This window comes from Shewanella sp. 10N.286.52.A9 (assembly GCF_041468985.1).
In the GTDB taxonomy this organism is placed as follows: Bacteria; Pseudomonadota; Gammaproteobacteria; order Enterobacterales; family Shewanellaceae; genus Shewanella; species Shewanella japonica.
Genome location: NZ_JBFRJQ010000005.1, coordinates 1 through 18,979, shown reverse-complemented (window position 1 = coordinate 18,979; position 18,979 = coordinate 1). Strand labels below are relative to the sequence as shown.

Sequence of the window (18,979 nt, the reverse complement as noted above, 5' to 3'; positions counted from 1 at the left end):
TCGAATTATGAGTGATGATAAATGATATCGGCCTCATTTTGTAACAATTGAGCGATTAAAGCTGTCTTACTAATAAAAAAGGCTCCCATTAGGGAGCCTTGCTAATCAATTAAGTTGAACTATTATTTAAGCTCTTGCTCGAACAATTTGTATATACGACGATATTCGTCCAACCAACTTGATGGCTGTCTAAACCCATGTGGTTCTACAGGGTAAATAGCCGTTTCAAACATCGGCTTTTCCAGCTCAATTAAACGCTGTACTAGACGTACACTGTCTTGGAAGAAGACATTATCATCCAACACACCACTCATAATTAATAATGGCTTCTCTAATCCTTGAGCGTGCTCTATCGGTGAGCTTCGTTCGTAAGCAATCGGATCCACATCAGGCGTATTTAAAATATTAGAAGTATAAGGAGCATTATAATGAGCCCAATCAGTTACAGGGCGTAAAGCCGCGCCCGCTTGGAATAACTCAGGTTCATTAAACAACGCCATAAAGGTCAAGAAGCCACCGTACGATCCGCCATATGTGCCAACTTTAGCAGCGTCAACATTGGCATTTTTAGCCATCCAGTTCACACCATCTTTTAAGTCTTCGACTTCTGGGTGTCCCATATTACGATAAACGGCTGTACGCCAATCTCTGCCGTAGCCTTTTGAACCACGATAATCCATATCCATCACGACATAACCTTGCTGAGTCAGCAAGTTATGGAACATGAACTCACGGAAGTAACCAGAAAATCCATTGTGGGCATTTTGTAAATAGCCAGCACCATGGTTAAAAATAACGGCAGGATATTTCGATGCATTATTAGCATCGTAACCTTGCGGCACATAGACTCGCGCATAAATGTCTTTAGCACCGTGACTCGATGGTACTTTAACCACTTTAGGCGCTTGCCATGCATAATGACTAAATGCGTTGCTGGTGTAATTGGTCAACTGCTTTGCTTCACCACCGATTGGTTGGATAAACAATTCGTTGGGCTTAATCGCTGTTGACGCAGTTAATAATAATGATTGACCATTAGGGCTCAGCTCATAGTCTAATGTACCTGTATGCTGTGTTAACTGCTCAGTATTTCCTGAAGCTAACTCAACTCGGTACACATTATATGTTCCTGGATGTTCTTTATTTGCACGGTAATATAAGTGCGTCGCATCAGGAGACAATGTGACTTGATCAACCACATAATCACCTTGCGTTAAGCGTGTGGTTTTGCCCTCAGACTTAACATAAAGCTGAGAGTATCCCGTTTCTTCAGATAAGTAATAGAAACTATTTGTACCTGTTACCCAACCAAACTGGTTGAAGGTATAGTTTATCCATGCATCATCATGTAAACGATGCTCTGTGGTTAACTTGCCATTGCTTAAATCAACACTGGCGATCCAACGATCTTTGTTATCAACCGCTTCCATCATGACGAGCAGTTTATTGTCAGTATCGTGCCATTGAATTGCAGTTTGATCCCAACCCCAATCTTGCATTAACTGAACAGTTCGAGGCGCAGGCTTACTTTTATACGTCTCACCCTTTGCCTTTGCGTTTTCTGATTTTACCGATGCCAATACATCTTCATCAAAACCAGTTAAGCCTTCGATTGTGACATCTTTTTTAGCATGCTCAACAAGGTCTAGAATAACTAAACGCTCACCAGGGTAACTATCTTCAGCAACACGTGCTCGCGCAGGTACGGCATCTACATAACCATCTTTGCCAAGATAGTTAGGCATAATGTCATGATCAGCACGCCAGCTATAATTTTTATCAGATAATGACACCACTAGGTAGCGACCATCTGCAGACAAACTCATCTGATTAACTTTTTCGTTGTCACCTAAGTACCAAGTCTTAGCAGCAAAAGTGGGATCTATTGCAGCAAGTTCTTCAGCATACTCCGCACGGGTTTTATTTTTTGAATGCTGTAAAGCCACATACTCAATTAATCTATGTTGCTGCTTTGCTATATAAGTATCAGGATCAACCACACCTTTTGGTGCTTTAGCCATTTGAATATCAGCTAATTGTTCAGTCATACCGGAATTAAGGTGTAATTTAAACACGCTATTGCCTTGCATATATGCAAGTGCACCATCTGTTAAAAACTGAACTGAGTTAATGGCGTTGTTCTGACGAGTTAATTGTTTCACTTCGCCATTAGCGAGTGATTTTACAAAAATGTTGCCTTGATAAAGGTAGGCTTTTTTTGATTTATCAGCGTTAAGCACACCGTGCTTTTGATCAGCAAGATGCAATTGATTTAAGCCAAGTAACTGAGCCTGCTCATCATTAACACCCTGTTGATATACATCAGCAATAGGTGATTGGTGTTGCTGACGATTGAAGTACACTGATTGACTATCGTCTGCCCAATAAGCGTTTTTAGCCAATAAACCCATCCAATCAGGATTGGCCATAATTTGATTTAATGTGAGTGGCTTGTCAGCTTGTGGTGGCATCGCTAATGGAACTGAAGCACTGGCTGATTGATTTGTTACTGTAGAAGAGTCACTGTTGTTTGCTGTAGCACTGCAACCTGAAATAATTGCAATTGATAATGCACTCAGCGCCGCATTACGCAGAAGCCTGGTCATATTAAATCCCTTGTCATCAAAGATGGCTGAAATATTCTCACCTAAACGTTAAATCATTTGGTAAGTACTTTTATTATTCGCCTTTTATATCACAAATAATGACAATATTTGTGGGGATTTTTCAGTAAAGTTGTAACAGAAGTTAGCTTAGCGTAAGAAAGTTATCCAGCAGTTCATGACCTTGCTCAGTCAGAATCGCTTCAGGATGAAATTGAACTCCGTAAATCGGCAGCGTTTTATGACTCATACCCATAATTTCTCGACCATGGACCGGATCATCATACCAAGCATCTAATTCAAAGCTTTCCGGTAACGATTCAACGAGCAAAGAGTGATATCGAGTTACTGTTAAGGGTTGATTTAGTTTAGTAAATAAACCTGTTTCACTATGCGTAATAGCACTTGTTTTACCATGCATTACTCTGGCCGCTTTGATGACTTTAGCTCCAAATACCTGAGCTATAGCTTGATGACCTAAGCACACACCCAATATCGGCAGCTTTCCTGCGAAATATTCAATTGCAGCGAGCGAAATACCTGATTCATTGGGAGAACAAGGGCCTGGTGAAATGATTAAATGGCTCGGGTTAATTGCCTCAATGTCACTAATCGTGACTTCATCATTTCTTTTCACGATGATGTCATAACCTAACTGCTGGAAATATTGCACCAGATTAAAGGTAAATGAGTCATAGTTATCAATCATCAACAGCATCGAGAGTCCCGGCAATTAAGCGCCATATAAAACATGAGTCGTTTAAGAATTGGCGGATAATAGCATAGCTTTTTTCTCCACTTAAGCTTTTAGCCTCAACTAAGAATTTAATGGCTGTAACGATGAGTAGCTAGGTTATAATCTTTTTAATAAATGCGTTACCTGTTTGGACTAAAATTACATGCAAACCCACATACAAGAAATCGGCAATGTCAGCTTATACTTTATTGGCGATGTCTATGGGCGTCTGGATAAATTAACTGAGTTACTCACTGAGATAGATTTCGATATTGACGATCCCGAGTCCAGTATACAATTTGTGAAGTTAGTATTTTGTGGGAATTTATTAGCAAAGCACACTCACAACGCAAACTCGAATCATTGTGATTCGGCGTCAACAGACTCTCAGCCTGAGATTGAACATTTAGCACTGTTAAAAATGGTCAAATTATTGGTCGATAAAGGCCATGCTTATTGTTTACTTGGGCAACACGAATATGAAGTTATAGGTTGGAGTAAACATCACCCAATTACTGATAATCCCTACCTTGAAGCCTCTAGTGCGCCATTATTCAATCAAGAATTACAACACTCGCAAGCGCTGTTATTTGAATGGGTAGATTGGTTTATGGCATTACCAATATACATGGACTTTGGGCACATACGCGCAATCCATGCCTGTTGGGATGATAAAGTGATTAAAAGCCTTAATGCGTACCTCACTGGTGTAGCATCAAATGATGCTCAGCCAAACAGTTTATCGCAACAGTTTTGGCCTGCCGCCTTTGACTCTCAGCATCCATTAAATAAGCTCATTGCAACCTGTCTTGATTACCCAACCATGACACTAACCGAGCTGCACCCTCACTCAGCACTCAAGGTCCCTGTTGTCATTGGTCATTATCCCCAAGACACCTACCCCGATATTATCAATGAGCAACTGGTTTGTATTAATTACAACCCCGCAAAACAAGACTATCCTCTAGTGAGTTTTGCTTGGCACCAAGGTCGTAAAAAATCCCTTGATGTTGAATCTGCACAGGACGCTCAAATGAGTCTTGGAGAGTTTTGTTTTATCGACCAACCGAGTGCGGAAGAATGCATAGCAGAGGGCACAGAAAACTTGCTAGACGCAATTGTTTCTACGTTAGATACGCCACAATTAGATGAAGCAGCATTAATTCGTTTACATGAAAAGGTAGCGATTAGCCTTTGTACTGAATGGGATCCACTTGGTATTAAGCAAACCATGCATGCTAGGCATCCTTATCAGCCCTTAGTCAAACCTGTTACCCAGTTAGCGCTCGACCAAGATACAGACAAGTTAACGGCTTACTTAGCCATTGTTAGCCGCTTTCAGCTTGAGACAGATAATGATAACTTGGAAAATATCAGCTTGAAAACGGCCTATAAGCTCACAAGGTTGGCCAATAATTACTTGTAGATTAAGCACAAATAATCAAAACGATTAAGTCTAATAAAAATGATGAAGTCCAATAACAAAAAAACCAGTCTCTAGGGACTGGTTTTTTTATGAACTCATGGGCAATAAATAGCAAACACTGATATGTTAGATGCTATTACTTAACAACCGTTAAGTGAGCTCGCCCTTTTGGTTTTTCAGCTGTAACAGCAGGTTTTTCTTCTGTTGTTTCAGTTTTTTCTGTTGTTTCAACTGCAGAGAAAGAACGTGGCGGAGGCGTTGAATCTAAAGATTCATCTTCTGCCATGTAAGCATCTTCCATATCAAATACAGTGCCTGCGCCATTTTCTCGAGCATAAATAGCAACGATAGACGCCATAGGTAAAACAACTTGCTGAGGTACACCACCAAAACGTGCATTAAATTCCACGAATTCATTGGTCATTTGTAGGTTTCCTACTGCACCACCTGCGATATTAAGAACAATTTGACCGTCCTTAACAAACTCTTGTGGTACCTGAGTCCCCGGTACAAATGCATCCACAACAACATGTGGGGTAAAGTGGTTGTCCATCAACCACTCATAATAAGCCCGCAACAAATATGGACGGTTAGGCGTAATCGCTTTCATTACATACCCATGCGCATTTCGCGCTCAACCTCAGTTAACGATGCTTTAAATGACTCACGCTCAAATATACGCGTCATATAAGCATGGATATCCTTAGATGTGCGAACATCTAAATTGATACCTAACTCAGGTAAACGCCATAATAGCGGGCCTAAGTAACAGTCAGCTAAACCAAACTCTTCACTCATGAAGTATGGCATTTCAGCAAATACTGGTGCTAATGCGACTAAGCTATCAGTTAACTCTTTACGCGCAGCATCAGCTTTATCACCTTTACGGATACGATCAACTAGTACATACCAGTCTGTATCAATACGGTGCATCATTAAGCGACTTTGACCACGTGCAACAGGGTAAACAGGCATTAATGGTGGATGAGGGAAACGCTCATCTAAATATTCCATAATAATGCGAGATTCATACAAAACTAATTCACGATCAACTAGAGTTGGTACTGAGTTGTATGGATTAACATCAAGTAACTCTTGAGGCTTCTCACTCGGTTCTACCTGCAAAACATCAACAGTTACACCTTTTTCAGCCAAGACGATACGTACTTGGTGGCTATATAAATCATCGGCACCCGAAAACAGTGTCATGATAGAGCGTTTGTTGGCAGCTACAGCCATTGTTACCCTCCAGAAAACGGAAAAAACAAAACAAACGAGGGGCTAAGCCCCTCGTTTAAAGTATGCGAATAATGTATTTTACCCGTTATTCGTGTCTAGTGCACATCTTTCCAGTATTCTTTCTTCAACAAGTAAGCAATGATGAAGAAAATAAACAAGAATCCGAGTACCCACCAACCTAAAGCTTCACGTTCAAGCTTCACTGGATCTGCAGAATATGCAAGGAAACCAGTAATATCACGCACAGCTTGATCATACTCTTCGGCATTTAATTTACCGCCAGTTGCAGGTTCAAGACCAACTAGCTTTTGTACTTCTACACCATTTTCTTCTACTGTTTTGTAGATAGGTGTTGAAATGCCTTGTAAATCTTCCAATACATGCGGCATACCCACAAGTGGGAATACGGTATTGTTTACGCCAAATGGACGGCTTTCATCTTTATAAAAACCTTTTAGGTATGAGTAAACCCAATCCTGTCCACGTACACGAGCAACCAGAGTTAAATCAGGAGCGGCAGCACCGAACCACTTTGCAGCATCTTCAGGTGGAATTGCATTTTCCATCAACTCACCAATTTTAGCATCCGTAAACATATACTTTTCACGCATATCATCTACAGAAATACCTAGATCTTCAGCGACTCGTCCATAACGTTGATATTGAGTACTGTGACAGCCACTACAATATTGCTGGAACAAATTAAGACCACGTTCTAGCGACTCATTGTCATGAAGGTTTATTGCCTGCTCTGGACTCTTAACAAATTCATTGTTGCCACCTGCCGCTATTGCTAGCGTTGGTAACAATGCAACTAATGCAATTAATAACTTTTTCATTAGTGTGTCACCCTCGTAGGAACCGGTTTTGTTTTCTCATTTTTACTGTAAACCCACAGTGCCACGAAGAAACCAAAATAAGTAAGTGTAAAGATACGAGCTGCAATTGTTAACGTTGGTGTTGCTGGTACAGCACCTAAGTAACCCAGGATTAAGAAAGACACGGTAAACTGTGCGATATTAATCTTGTGTATTAAGCCACGGTAACGGATAGATTTAACTTTACAGCGATCTAACCAAGGAAGTACAAACAGTACCGCAATCGCAAGACCCATACCGACAACGCCTAATAGCTTGTCTGGAATCGCACGTAAAATTGCGTAAAACGGTGTGAAGTACCAAACCGGAGCAATATGTTCAGGGGTCTTCATTGGGTTAGCCGCTTCAAAGTTTGGCTTTTCAAGGAAGTAACCGCCACCTTCAGGCATAAAGAACAACACATAGCAGAACACGATTAAGAAACCGGCCACACCCATGATATCTTTCACTGTGTAATAAGGGTGGAAAGGAATAGCATCAACTGGCCATCCGTTTTCATCTTTATTCTTCTTAACTTCAACACCATCTGGGTTGTTTGAACCCACTTCATGTAAAGCAATTAAGTGAAGGAAAACTAATACAACTAACACTAAAGGCAGTGCAATAACATGCAATGCAAAGAAACGGTTTAGTGTTGCACCTGAAACGACATAATCACCACGGATCCACAATGTCAGGTCATCACCAATAAATGGAATAGCACCAAACAATGAGATAATTACCTGCGCGCCCCAGTAAGACATTTGTCCCCAAGGTAGCAAGTAACCCATAAAGGCTTCAGCCATTAACACGAGGAAAATCAACATACCAAATAACCAAAGTAGCTCTCTTGGCTTTTGGTAAGAACCGTAGATTAAGCCACGGAACATATGAAGATAAACCACCACAAAGAAAGCAGAAGCTCCTGTGGAGTGCATGTAACGTAATAACCAGCCGTACTCAACATCACGCATGATGTATTCAACAGAAGCAAACGCACCTTCTGCAGTTGGTACATAATTCATTGTTAACCAAATACCAGTAAGCAACTGGTTAACTAAAACAAGCAATGCTAATGAACCAAAGAAATACCAAAAGTTGAAGTTCTTTGGTGTTGGATATTGACCAACGTGACGGTTATACGTCGCCGTCATTGGGATGCGAGCATCAATCCAATCAACAATATTCTTAACCATTACGCAGCTCCCGTATCTACACCGATAAGTACCGTGCCATCATCAACATATTGATGCGGAGGAACGACAAGGTTTAATGGTGCTGGAACACCCTGGAATACTCGGCCAGCCATATCAAACTTAGAACCATGACATGGACAGAAGAAACCAGCCGTAACACCTTCGACTTGCTCGCCAAAAGAATCAGGCAAGTAAGTTGGCGAACAACCTAAGTGAGTACAGATACCTACAGCAATGAAGAACTCAGGCTTAATTGAACGTGCAGGGTTTGCTGCATATTCAGGCTGTTGTAATTCTTCAGAAGCAGGATCACGTAATTGCCCATCTAATTTAGGCAATTCACTTAAAATGGCATCAGTACGACGCACAACCCAAACAGGTTTACCACGCCATTCAACACGAATTAACTGGCCTGGCTCTACTTTACTAATATTTACTTCAACCGGTGCACCTGCAGCTTTCGCTTTAGCGCTCGGATTCCATGACTTGATAAAAGGCACCGCTACAGCGACGGCACCAGCTCCGCCTACTACGGCGGTTGCGGCTGTCAGGAATCTGCGGCGTCCGGTATCGACTGGCGCATTGCTCATCCACTTATCTCCCAGAGGGTGTTGGAATTCTTATATTTTAATAACTTAGCAACATTAGAATCACTAATCGCTAAATCTATACTTTGAGGCGGGGCTCATTATAGCGAAAAATTAGAACCAGATCATAGTAAAACACACAACTAAGTTACGGGAATTGTATGTTTTTTTTATGGCGTACAAAAAACACACAGCCTTTTTAACGCATTTTTGACATTAAATGCAGGAGTGATTTTTATAAGTTATTGTTAATGAATAATTTTTAATGAAATACTTTCAATCTAAATTAGTTATAACTGATCAAGCTAACTAAAGCAGAGAAAATCAATTTTTTTCAATGAAAAACGCTAGACATAAAAAAACCCGGCACAAACCGGGTTTTTTATCAGATTTCAGTATTTATTTACCGTCAATCGATTTCATATATTTGAAGAAATCGCTATCAGGTTCTAATACCATTACGTCACTGTTACCTGCGAAACTTTCTTTGTAAGCTTCAAGGCTACGTAAAAAACCATAAAATTCAGGATCTTTATTGAATGCATCTGCATAAATTTTAGCAGAAAGTGCATCACCTTCACCTCGAATGGTTAACGCTTTACGTTCAGCTTCTGCAACTTTAACAGTTACATCAGCATCAATTGTGGCGCGAATAATTTCAGATTGCTCTTTACCTTGTGCACGATGCTCTTTAGCAACAGCTTGTCGCTCGGCACGCATACGCTGGAAGATACTGCTACTGACGTTTGCTGGTAAGTTAATTTGCTTAACTCGCACATCAACTACTTCAATACCTAGATCACGAGAGCTTTCTGATGCATTCTCTAATGCATCATTTTGCAGTTCATCACGTTTACCAGAAACAATTTCTTTAATGGTGCGACGACCGAACTCTGTACGTAAATCATTGTTGATTTTACGTTGAAGTAGATCTTCTGCAGTCACTTTATTTCCGCCACCAGTAGATAGGTAGAAAGTTTCAAAGTCACTAATACGCCATTTAACGTATGAATCAACCATCAGATCTTTCTTTTCAGAAGTCACAAAACGGTCTGCAGCGCCATCTAAGGTTTGGATACGCGCATCAAGATACTTAACTTTATCAATCGCAGGGATTTTAAAGTGAAGTCCTGGCTTAAGTACACGAGTTACCGAATTACCGTCGACATTATCTTTTAGAATTTCACCAAATCGAGAAACAATGGCACGTTCGCCTTCGTTCACAATCATCACAGATGAAAAACCAATACCAAGAATAATAACGAGTATTATAAGTCCTAATCTACCCATGAGTTAGTCCCTCCCTTGGCGAGAACGAGCTTCGCGAGTTGGACGGCCATCAAGCGGCATCGATGAATTAAACGAGTTATTTGACGGTGTGTTAACGTGTGTTTCAACAACAGGCTCAACCGCAGTACGTTTAGTTTGGTTATCCATCATTTTATCTAACGGTAAATACATCAAGTTACCATTGTTCTTGGTATCAATAAGTACCTTGTTGGTGTCAGCCATGACTTCTTGCATTGCATCTAGGTATAGACGCTTACGAGTCACTTCTGGAGCCATTTGATATTCAGGTAGCAACTGTTCAAATCGAGCAACTTTACCTTCAGCTTCTAGCACTTCACGTTGTTTGTAAGCACTTGCTTGCTGTGCCATACGCTCAACTTGACCACGAGCTTTAGGCTCAATTTCACGTGCATAAGCTTCTGCTTCACGAATGAAACGTTGCTCATCCTCTTGCGCAGAAATAGCATCATCAAATGCGTCTTTCACTTCTTCAGGTGGACGTGCAGGTAAGAAGTTGACATCTTGAATCGATAAACCAAGTTGGTACGGCTCAAGAATACGCTCAAGTTCAGCCCAAGTATCACGACGAATTGCATCACGACCCGTTGTCAAGATGTCATCCATAGTGTTATGACCGATGACATAACGCAATGCACTGTCCGTAGCTTCACTTAAACTTGCATTAGCGTCTACAGCACTGAATAGATACAAGTATGCATCGTCAACACGATACTGTACGTCTAGTTCAACTTTTACTAAGTTTTCATCAGACGTTAACATGCTGCCAGAAGCAGGGATCGAACGAACAGCTTTAATATTTACAGGGAAAACTTCGTCAATAAACGTGGCTTTCCAATGTAAACCTGGCCCAACTTCGCCAGAATGCTGACCGAAACGTAAGGTGACCCCACGTTCAGCTTCTTTAATGGTGTAAAAACCTGAAGCGCCCCACACTAATAAACCAATAACTAAAACAACAATAATGCTGGTTGAGTTAAATGAAGGACTTGACGATCCACCTGAACCACCTTTCCCACCGCCAAAGCGTTTAGAAAGATTACGAAATACTTCGTCTAGATCTGGTGGGCCTTTGTCGTTACCGTTTTTGTTTCCCCAAGGGTCTTTATCTTTTCCCTTGTTACCGGGCTCATTCCAAGCCATTTAGCACTCCATAAGTGGATGAAATAAATGTTATTAGCAAGTAACGCTTACATCAGAGTCTTCTTGTGAAGTCTCAAATATAAACGTTTCTAATTCGCCTTGACTCTGTTTTGTTAATCGACGCCAATTGGCATCCGATAAACGAACAGACAAAATACAGTTCCCCAGATCGTCGTACTCTTTCTGCTGTATCGCGTCCAGTCGATAAAACTGACCAAGATAATGCCCAGCCGTAGCTGGTATTTTCAATGTATGCTCTACAATGACTTCACCGATATGCTCGTTGACAGCCTGCAGCAGCAATTCAAATCCAATTTGTTTTTGGGCAGATACCCAAACTCGTTCAGGCATCCCCTCATCGTCATAGTCGATGCGAGGCACGAAGTCTTCCAGTAAGTCGATTTTATTACAAACCACCAACTGTGGAATAGTATCTGCTTCAATTTCTTCAAGTACATTTTGAACTTGATCAAAATTTTCCGTCATATTCTCATCAGCACAATCAACAACATGCAATAACAAGTCAGCTTGTCGAGTTTCTTGCAGTGTGGCTTTAAAAGCTGCGACTAAGTCATGAGGTAAATGACGAATAAACCCAACAGTATCCGCTAAGATAACGGCACCGTCAGGCAGGTCGAGTTTACGCAGAGTCGGATCAAGTGTTGCGAACAATTGATCTGCTGCATAAACTTCAGAAGTTGTCAGCGCATTAAACAAAGTCGATTTCCCAGCATTGGTATACCCTACCAATGACACAGTGGATAAATCACTGCGTTTACGAGAACGACGGCTTTGTTCACGCTGTTTGTCTACTTTTTCAAGGCGACGGTTGATACTCTTGATGCGTCCACGAAGTAAACGTCTATCAGTTTCGAGCTGGGTTTCACCCGGCCCCCTCATACCGATACCACCTTTTTGTCTCTCTAAGTGAGTCCAACCACGAATAAGGCGTGTCGACATGTGGCGCAATTGCGCTAGCTCCACTTGCAACTTACCTTCGTGTGTTCTCGCTCGTTGAGCAAAAATATCTAAAATCAGTGCTGTCCGGTCTAATACGCGGCATTCACATATTTGTTCTAAATTTCTTTCTTGTGCAGGGCTTAAAGCATGATTAAAAATCACTACATTCGCTTCAGTAGCAGCTACCATGGCAGCTAGCTCTTCAACTTTACCTGTACCAACAAAAAACTTTCGATCCGGTGAACGTCGACTTCCGGTAATAACACCAACAGAGCGTGCACCTGCTGATTCGACTAATAATTGTAACTCGGTTATGTCTTCTCTGCGGTCGTCATCAGAAAAGTCAATGTGAACAAGCACCGCGGTTTCACCCGCTTCATAGCGATCAAACAAGTAGCAAACTCCTTAAATATTATTCTGATGCAGGCGCTTCATCGTGCTGAGTATAACCAGCTTGAGTACCTTGAGTCGCCACATTGAATGGACGAGCTGGTACAACAGTTGAAATAGCGTGCTTGTAAACCATTTGGCTCACTGTATTTTTTAGCAAAATAACGAATTGGTCGAATGACTCAACTTGTCCTTGCAACTTAATACCATTCACTAAGTAGATTGAGACTGGTACACGTTCACGACGCAAAGCGTTCAAAAATGGGTCTTGTAAAGATTGCCCCTTAGCCATTTCAATTTCCTTTTTTTATTTTCAAAACAAATTTTTTGAATAATGTTTTATTGTTTAGTTTGAGTATTATACAGCAGCAGCGATTAATCTAGCCTGAATGTTGTATAAGTGTAACTAAATTTCCTTTGGCACCACTTTCGAGCCAATGTAAATCTGGCCAGCTTCTCAACCATGTTAATTGACGTTTCGCCAATTGCCTAGTGGCAGCAGTGGCTTTTTCTACCAAAGTATCACGATCAAATTCACCATCTAAATATTGCCAGCATTGTCGATATCCGACACAGCGCATGGATGGCATGTCTAAATGTAAATCGCCTCGCTCTTTTAATCGCTGAACTTCTTCAATAAACCCTTGTTGCATCATTAGTTTAAATCGTTTTGCGATTAATTCATGTAATACTTTTCTATCAAGTGGTGCAATAGCGAATTGCACTACATCATAAGGTAAAGCTGGTGACTTAGTTGCACTCAACTCAGTCATGGTTTTACCTGTTATTCTGTAAACCTCTAAAGCACGAGATAATCGTTGTGGATCATTAGGGTGAATACGCTCACCAGCCACAGGGTCAATATCACATAACTGTTGATGTAATAAATCCCAACCGTGGGTTTCGGCCTCGGCTAAGATTTGTGCTCTAATCGCTTCATCAGCAGCAGGTAAAGGAGATAAACCTTCAAGTAGTGCTTTAAAGTACATCATTGTTCCGCCCACCAATAATGGGGTTTTACCACGGGCAATGATCTGTTCAATCTCGTGCAGTGCATCACGTCTAAAGTCGGCAGCCGAATAGGACTCACTCGGGTCTAAAATGTCGATAAGACGATGTGGTGCTAATGCAAGTTCATCGGCATCAGGTTTTGCAGAACCAATATCCATCTGCCGATAAATCAACGCAGAATCAACTGAGATAATTTCACAGTTATGGTGCTGCGCCATCTCTATGGCTAAAGCGGTTTTGCCTGAGGCTGTTGGCCCCATTAAAAACAATACTTTGGGTTGTTTAGCTTGGTTCACTTTTATTCTCTTCTAGCCAAGTTTGCCACGGTAAAGATTGTGCTGTTGATAATAACGCAGCTTGTTGTTCATCACTTAACTGACAATACTGTTGCCATAATTGCGATGCAGAAAGAAAAGCTGACTTTTGATGCTGAGCAATCCATAACGCTAACGCTTCGTCGGTAGGCGTATCAGCTTTAATCCATTGAAGTAATTCTGGGATTAATACGGCTAACTGGCTATCTCTTAGATATGGGGGCACATTCTTAATTATCAACTGTTGGTAGCGAATTGAAAGGGTTAAACCCAGTTTTCTTAGTAAGATATCTCGCCCAACAAGTAACTCTTTCCAATCTACATCAGCTTGAATTGACACAGGCATGAGTAAAGGTTGCCCTACCAACCCGGTTTTCAACTTTTTGAATATTTCATTTTTAGCAACAATAACAGAAACTTGGACTATATCGATTAATAATAATTGCTGTTCTTTTACCATGACCCAATAACGGCCATCAAGTAGCTGAGGCATGGTAGAAACCGCTGAAATATTAACTTCATTAATTTGTGTTAATGAGCTATTTTCATGTTCTGTTTGCAGTAATTGACCATAGTTAGCAATTGCTGTTGGGGTTATCTCCGCTGAATCGACTGCTTTTGAACCACCACCGCCATATTGCCCGCCACTATTTTGATAGCCTTGAGCTGGTACTGAGACACTGCCATATTGACTTCGACTTTGCTCTCGAGGTTGATGCTGAACAGTTGATTGTTGCTGCTCTATTTCAGACAAATACGAACTTGCCTGAGAACCTGTGTGTTGCTGAACAGGCTTTGATGACAATTCTTGATTGACCGGTGATGAATGAGTACCAGCAACATGAGTATAAACGGTGTCGCTACTATGATTGCGATTATCGTTATTTCGATCATTGCTTTCAGGTGACAATTGTAATTCTGTAATTTGCTGCAGCACAGATTGTAAAGCTTGTAAGATAAAGTCATGAACCAACCGACTTTGATGAAATCTCACCTCATGTTTTGCAGGATGCACATTCACATCGACTTGATGAGGATCAATCTCAAGCATCAATACATAACCAGGTTGATGCTGAATATCAAAACGTCCAAAAGCTTGTTTGACTGCATGATTTACTAAGCGATCACGTACCAATCGGCCATTCACATAAAAATAAAAGCTATCGGTCACCTGTGTATCACTTGGCGCTTGTAAATATCCGCTTAAGCTCAAACCGTCATGTTCACAAGCCAAGTGCAAGGCATGCTCAGCAAAACTGCGACCACAAATTTGTCCTAACCGTTGTTTATACTGTATTTCAGTATTCGCAGGGCGATATTGACGTATTAGTTTACCATTATGAGTTAAGGTAAAATGTACATCGGTTCTCGCAATGGCAATCCGCTTCAGCCATTCATCGATATGAGTAAACTCAGTTTTATCACTCTTTAAAAAACGCCGTCTGGCTGGCGTATTAAAAAATAAATCGACGACATCAATTGTTGTACCAATTGGATGAGCTGCAGGAGTAATTTTGACATCCATTTGCGAGCCAGCCGCATTGGCTTGCCAAGCTTCGGTTTGATCTGCAGGCTTAGATGTTAGGCTGAGTCTAGCAACAGAGCTAATACTGGCTAATGCCTCACCACGAAACCCAAAACTTAAAATAGCTTCTAGATCATCAAGAGAATGTACTTTTGAGGTAGCGTGGCGAGAAAGCGCCAACGCAAGCTCCGCCTTGGCAATACCTTTACCATTATCGCGAATTCGAATGAGTTTACTGCCACCTTTATCGATTTCGATATCAACACGGGTTGCACCTGCATCTAAGCTGTTTTCTACCAACTCTTTAACAACTGATGCAGGTCTTTCAACCACTTCACCTGCTGCAATTTGGTTGGCAAGTTGTGGAGGAAGAATTTGAATAGCCATTTTACGCCCTCGGAATAACCAGCTTTTGGCCAATTCTTAATACATCGGACTTTAAGTTATTACTTTTTTTGATACTCGCCACACTGACTTTATAACGCTGGGCAATCACTGAAAGTGACTCGCCACTTCTGACGGTATGTTTAACATTGCTTTGCTTAGCAAACATGGTGCCTGAAGGGGGATTAGCCTCAAAATAGTTAACCACACCTTTGTGAATAGCGTTGGCTAATTTTTGTTGATGGTTTCCATCAAGCAATAAACGCTCTTCTTTAGGGTTTGAAATAAAGCCCGTTTCAATCAAAATTGAAGGAATATCTGTCGACTTTAATACTGCGAAACTGGCCGACTCAGGCTTATTTTTATGCAGCTTTGTGACCTTACCTAACCCAGCAAGAATATCGGTCGCAATACTGTGACTTTCAGCCATAGAATGATCCATGGACATATCAATCAATGTCATAACCAAATACTGCTCACTGTCAGTGTTTTGAATAATATCGCCTACACCGCCTAATAATTCTGAATGTTTTTCTTTATCCTCAAATACCCGACCGATTTCAGTATTGGCTCGTCGCTTAGACAGAACCCACACAGAGGCGCCCTTAGGTTGAGGTGAAGTGAATGCATCTGCATGAATAGATAGTAATAAGTCTGCACGGCTATTTCGCGCAAGTTCTGAGCGCTGATTTAAGTTAACAAAGTAATCGCCACTGCGAGTCATCACCGCTTTCATGCCCGGTGTTTCATTAATTTTGCGTGCAAGCCGTTTAGAAATGGCTAAAACGACCTTTTTCTCATAAGTCCCTTTAGGGCCTATTGAGCCAGGGTCTTCACCACCGTGACCCGCATCAATTGCGACAATCACATCTTTTGAACGCTTACTGGTTTGAACTACCTGTTTTTTAGCAGCGGGTTTATTGGCTGAGTTATCGAGATCAACAACCAAGCGATTTCCATATGGCGCAGTTGGCGTCAGCGAAAACAAATTAGCTTTAACAGGAGATGCCAATTCGAGGACTAAGCGTAATGTACCAGCTTTAGGAGGCTTACTTAAACGGACTTTATTAATCAATTTGCTGTTTTTAGCAATATCATCAAACTTAACCTTGGTAGAGGCTTGCTTTAAATCAATCACTAAGCGCTGAGGATTAGACAATGAAAAATAACTGTAATCAGGTGCTTGGGATAAATCCAATACCACTCGAGTAGAGTCTGGTGCATCCCACACTCTAATACTATCTAATTTATTCGCTGCTTCTACAATTAACGAGAAGCCAAATAGCAATACAAAACTAAAAAATCGCGTCATTTTTCTCAAATCATTATTATTTTAATTTAGCGACAACTTGCTGCCCAGCAGGTGTCAACCCGTTTAACTCAACCTGTCTCTGTTCACCTTGATAACTCAAATGAATACTAATATCTGCATCAGGTAACAAACCATGGCCTCTATCTGGCCACTCAATAAGACTCAGGCTTTTTTCTGTAAAGTAATCTCGAATCCCCATGAACTCTAATTCTTCAGGGTCAAGCAATCGATACAAGTCAAAATGAAAAATATCCATCCCTTTTAACTCATACGGTTCAACAAGTGTATAAGTAGGGCTTTTAACATTGCCCTTGTGCCCCAAGCTTTGAATCAAACCACGGCTTAAGGTCGTTTTACCCGCGCCTAAATCTCCAGTTAAATAGATAACCAGTGGTGCACTCACCCACAGTGATAACTCATAACCTAGTTCAATTGTTGCTTGTTCATCTGGGAGATTTTTTTTTATCGAAGTCATGTTAACTTACCAGCACTTGGGGGATTAATCATATAAAAATGTCATCTTAATCAGAATAATGCACTCCGTGATTAATTGACGCAATGTAAACCGCTGAAAATAGTAAAGCCAGCTTGCTAGCTGGCTCTATTTAAAAATATTAACATAAAATCGAAATGGGAAAAATAACTGTTAGATATCATCCATTCGCAAAGCACTATGCACTAATCTTTTTTGCTGAGTTTGCTCAACTCTAACCAAATCAAGTAATGCTTCTTTAATTTCGGTTACGGCAGTGCTATTTGCCGTTTTTTCCAATAATGCGATTAGACGGTTTTCAAGATCTAAATGAAGCTCCAACACATCATCTTCAGTCATATTTGCTGGTAGTAATGATTCGTTACAACGTTTTTTGAAGTCTTCGAATGTAATATCTTTATACCATGTATCTAACATGCGGCTTGGCGCTTCATCGATATAATTTTCAATACTATCATGAACATGCTGTTGGTGCTGCTGAAGATATTCCAACATCATTTTCACTCGAGTCGAGTCTGCATTACGATGCAATTGGCCATAAAGCTGTTTCATGTCTAAGCGTGATTTAGCTATAAAATCAAGCAACTCACTTAGTTGTTGGATACGCATAATAAACACTCCACTCATAACTGCTCTGTCAGCAGTTTTTAGAATTAATTTGTAAAAGCTTGTATTTATTATGGTTGAAAATAAAAAAGGAATACTTGAGCAAGCTCATATTTTACATATAAAAGACAGGTAAATTAGACAATACAAATAAACAAAGTGACTCTGCTAAATATGAGGCACTATCAAACAGGTGACCAAACAGGTGGCATAAATGCGCTATTTACGTCTAAAAAAGGCTTGATGTTGCATCAATCAAATAGCGATCACTTTACAGGTTAAAGCATTAATTCATTTTTGTTTGGAGATAAGCACTGGAATTTTTACGAAGGGAAGTTTTAGTGCGACCTAATATGTTCAAAAAGAGTCGTTCGAACTGATGACTTATACCTTGGCAACAAGAAGGTATCACTATGCTAAAAGCGCAACTGAGCTATTTTTATTTGGACATTTTACTTGGAAGCTTTACCTAGAATAGATAGCTTGGAATAGATAGCTTGAAATACACAGATGGGGGAAGTTTGGAGCGACTTAATGTTTTCAAAAAGAGTGGTTCGAACTGATGACCTATACCTTGGCAACAAGAAGGAATCACCACGCTAAAAGCGCAACTGAGCTATTTTTATTTGGACATTGTGCTTGGAAACTTTACTGGAATAAATTGCTTGAAATATACATATGGGGGAAGTTTGGAGCGACCTAATATGTTCAAAAAAGTGATTCGAACTGATGACCTATACCTTGGCAACAAAAAAGTATCTCTACGCTAAAGCGCAACTGAGCTATTTTTATTTGGACATTGTGCTTGGAAATTTTACCTAGAATATATTGCTTGGAATAGATTGCTTTGAGTATACAGATGGGGAAAGTTTGGAGCGACATATCAGGT

17 protein-coding genes are annotated in these 18,979 nt (G+C 40.6%); 1 reads left to right on the top strand and 16 read right to left on the bottom strand.

The features are described 5' to 3' along the window. Positions 1-122: 122 nt before the first annotated feature. Together AB4128_RS04175 and AB4128_RS04170 are read right to left on the bottom strand one after the other, a co-directional pair. Complete coding sequence (locus AB4128_RS04175) at positions 123-2,606, bottom strand: prolyl oligopeptidase family serine peptidase (protein WP_192021583.1); 2,484 nt, start codon at positions 2,604-2,606, stop codon at positions 123-125. Between the two features lie 142 nt (positions 2,607-2,748). Further along, the gene (locus tag AB4128_RS04170) at positions 2,749-3,321 is read right to left on the bottom strand and encodes an aminodeoxychorismate/anthranilate synthase component II (RefSeq protein ID WP_192023083.1); all 573 of its coding nucleotides are present in this window, start codon (positions 3,319-3,321) and stop codon (positions 2,749-2,751) included. A 181-nt stretch (positions 3,322-3,502) separates the two neighbouring features. Between AB4128_RS04170 and AB4128_RS04165 the strand changes: the two genes are divergently transcribed. Beyond that, positions 3,503-4,765 carry a hypothetical protein gene (locus AB4128_RS04165; RefSeq protein ID WP_372036987.1) on the top strand — a complete coding sequence of 421 codons (1,263 nt, stop codon included), beginning with the start codon at positions 3,503-3,505 and terminating at the stop codon, positions 4,763-4,765. Positions 4,766-4,901: 136 nt separating this feature from the next. Here AB4128_RS04165 and AB4128_RS04160 read toward each other — a convergent pair whose 3' ends face one another. From AB4128_RS04160 to AB4128_RS04095, 14 genes are all read right to left on the bottom strand, one after another. Continuing rightward, positions 4,902-5,375 (bottom strand): ClpXP protease specificity-enhancing factor, encoded by a 474-nt coding sequence (locus AB4128_RS04160; protein ID WP_055024954.1) that lies wholly within the window; start codon positions 5,373-5,375, stop codon positions 4,902-4,904. After that, entirely contained in the window at positions 5,375-6,004 is a 630-nt protein-coding gene (sspA, locus tag AB4128_RS04155) for a stringent starvation protein SspA (RefSeq protein ID WP_055024955.1), read from the bottom strand. The genes AB4128_RS04160 and sspA overlap by 1 nt, the downstream gene beginning before the upstream one ends. Before the next feature lie 95 nt (positions 6,005-6,099). Continuing rightward, positions 6,100-6,843 (bottom strand): cytochrome c1, encoded by a 744-nt coding sequence (locus AB4128_RS04150; protein ID WP_055024956.1) that lies wholly within the window; start codon positions 6,841-6,843, stop codon positions 6,100-6,102. Then, entirely contained in the window at positions 6,843-8,057 is a 1,215-nt protein-coding gene (locus AB4128_RS04145) for a cytochrome bc complex cytochrome b subunit (RefSeq protein ID WP_055024957.1), read from the bottom strand. The genes AB4128_RS04150 and AB4128_RS04145 overlap by 1 nt, the downstream gene beginning before the upstream one ends. Then, on the bottom strand, positions 8,057-8,647 hold the full coding sequence (gene petA / locus AB4128_RS04140) for a ubiquinol-cytochrome c reductase iron-sulfur subunit (RefSeq protein WP_055024958.1): 591 nt from the start codon (positions 8,645-8,647) through the stop codon (positions 8,057-8,059). Before petA ends, AB4128_RS04145 begins: the two co-directional genes overlap by 1 nt. A gap of 396 nt (positions 8,648-9,043) precedes the next feature. Beyond that, entirely contained in the window at positions 9,044-9,934 is an 891-nt protein-coding gene (hflC, locus tag AB4128_RS04135; protein ID WP_055024959.1) for a protease modulator HflC, read from the bottom strand. A gap of 3 nt (positions 9,935-9,937) precedes the next feature. Further along, complete coding sequence (hflK, locus tag AB4128_RS04130; RefSeq protein ID WP_055024960.1) at positions 9,938-11,095, bottom strand: FtsH protease activity modulator HflK; 1,158 nt, start codon at positions 11,093-11,095, stop codon at positions 9,938-9,940. A gap of 33 nt (positions 11,096-11,128) precedes the next feature. After that, on the bottom strand, positions 11,129-12,448 hold the full coding sequence (gene hflX / locus AB4128_RS04125; RefSeq protein ID WP_080916805.1) for a ribosome rescue GTPase HflX: 1,320 nt from the start codon (positions 12,446-12,448) through the stop codon (positions 11,129-11,131). 19 nt (positions 12,449-12,467) lie between these two features. After that, positions 12,468-12,737: an RNA chaperone Hfq gene (gene hfq / locus AB4128_RS04120; protein ID WP_055024962.1), complete on the bottom strand. Its 270-nt coding sequence runs from the start codon at positions 12,735-12,737 to the stop codon at positions 12,468-12,470. A gap of 88 nt (positions 12,738-12,825) precedes the next feature. After that, positions 12,826-13,752 (bottom strand): tRNA (adenosine(37)-N6)-dimethylallyltransferase MiaA, encoded by a 927-nt coding sequence (gene miaA, locus AB4128_RS04115; protein ID WP_082420008.1) that lies wholly within the window; start codon positions 13,750-13,752, stop codon positions 12,826-12,828. Continuing rightward, complete coding sequence (gene mutL, locus AB4128_RS04110) at positions 13,739-15,682, bottom strand: DNA mismatch repair endonuclease MutL (protein ID WP_372036983.1); 1,944 nt, start codon at positions 15,680-15,682, stop codon at positions 13,739-13,741. Before mutL ends, miaA begins: the two co-directional genes overlap by 14 nt. Position 15,683: 1 nt before the next feature. Continuing rightward, positions 15,684-16,991 carry an N-acetylmuramoyl-L-alanine amidase gene (locus tag AB4128_RS04105; protein ID WP_055024964.1) on the bottom strand — a complete coding sequence of 436 codons (1,308 nt, stop codon included), beginning with the start codon at positions 16,989-16,991 and terminating at the stop codon, positions 15,684-15,686. Between the two features lie 16 nt (positions 16,992-17,007). Further along, a complete protein-coding gene (tsaE, locus tag AB4128_RS04100) occupies positions 17,008-17,466 on the bottom strand; it encodes a tRNA (adenosine(37)-N6)-threonylcarbamoyltransferase complex ATPase subunit type 1 TsaE (protein WP_192021586.1) in 459 nt (152 codons plus the stop codon). A 171-nt stretch (positions 17,467-17,637) separates the two neighbouring features. Next, positions 17,638-18,093, bottom strand: a complete 456-nt coding sequence (locus AB4128_RS04095; RefSeq protein WP_055024974.1) for a hypothetical protein — start codon at positions 18,091-18,093, stop codon at positions 17,638-17,640. Positions 18,094-18,979: the final 886 nt, after the last annotated feature.

Bases quoted from the DNA above. Each gene is read 5' to 3' on its own strand.
- AB4128_RS04175 (WP_192021583.1), bottom strand. From the start codon at position 2,606: ATGACCAGGCTTCTGCGTAATGCGGCGCTGAGTGCATTATCAATTGCA.
- mutL (WP_372036983.1), bottom strand. From the start codon at position 15,682: ATGGCTATTCAAATTCTTCCTCCACAACTTGCCAACCAAATTGCAGCA.
- AB4128_RS04145 (WP_055024957.1), bottom strand. From the start codon at position 8,057: ATGGTTAAGAATATTGTTGATTGGATTGATGCTCGCATCCCAATGACG.
- hflC (WP_055024959.1), bottom strand. From the start codon at position 9,934: ATGGGTAGATTAGGACTTATAATACTCGTTATTATTCTTGGTATTGGT.
- AB4128_RS04105 (WP_055024964.1), bottom strand. From the start codon at position 16,991: ATGACGCGATTTTTTAGTTTTGTATTGCTATTTGGCTTCTCGTTAATT.
- AB4128_RS04170 (WP_192023083.1), bottom strand. From the start codon at position 3,321: ATGCTGTTGATGATTGATAACTATGACTCATTTACCTTTAATCTGGTG.
- AB4128_RS04095 (WP_055024974.1), bottom strand. From the start codon at position 18,093: ATGCGTATCCAACAACTAAGTGAGTTGCTTGATTTTATAGCTAAATCA.
- AB4128_RS04160 (WP_055024954.1), bottom strand. From the start codon at position 5,375: ATGAAAGCGATTACGCCTAACCGTCCATATTTGTTGCGGGCTTATTAT.
- sspA (WP_055024955.1), bottom strand. From the start codon at position 6,004: ATGGCTGTAGCTGCCAACAAACGCTCTATCATGACACTGTTTTCGGGT.
- hfq (WP_055024962.1), bottom strand. From the start codon at position 12,737: ATGGCTAAGGGGCAATCTTTACAAGACCCATTTTTGAACGCTTTGCGT.
- AB4128_RS04165 (WP_372036987.1), top strand. From the start codon at position 3,503: ATGCAAACCCACATACAAGAAATCGGCAATGTCAGCTTATACTTTATT.
- AB4128_RS04150 (WP_055024956.1), bottom strand. From the start codon at position 6,843: ATGAAAAAGTTATTAATTGCATTAGTTGCATTGTTACCAACGCTAGCA.
- tsaE (WP_192021586.1), bottom strand. From the start codon at position 17,466: ATGACTTCGATAAAAAAAAATCTCCCAGATGAACAAGCAACAATTGAA.
- petA (WP_055024958.1), bottom strand. From the start codon at position 8,647: ATGAGCAATGCGCCAGTCGATACCGGACGCCGCAGATTCCTGACAGCC.
- hflK (WP_055024960.1), bottom strand. From the start codon at position 11,095: ATGGCTTGGAATGAGCCCGGTAACAAGGGAAAAGATAAAGACCCTTGG.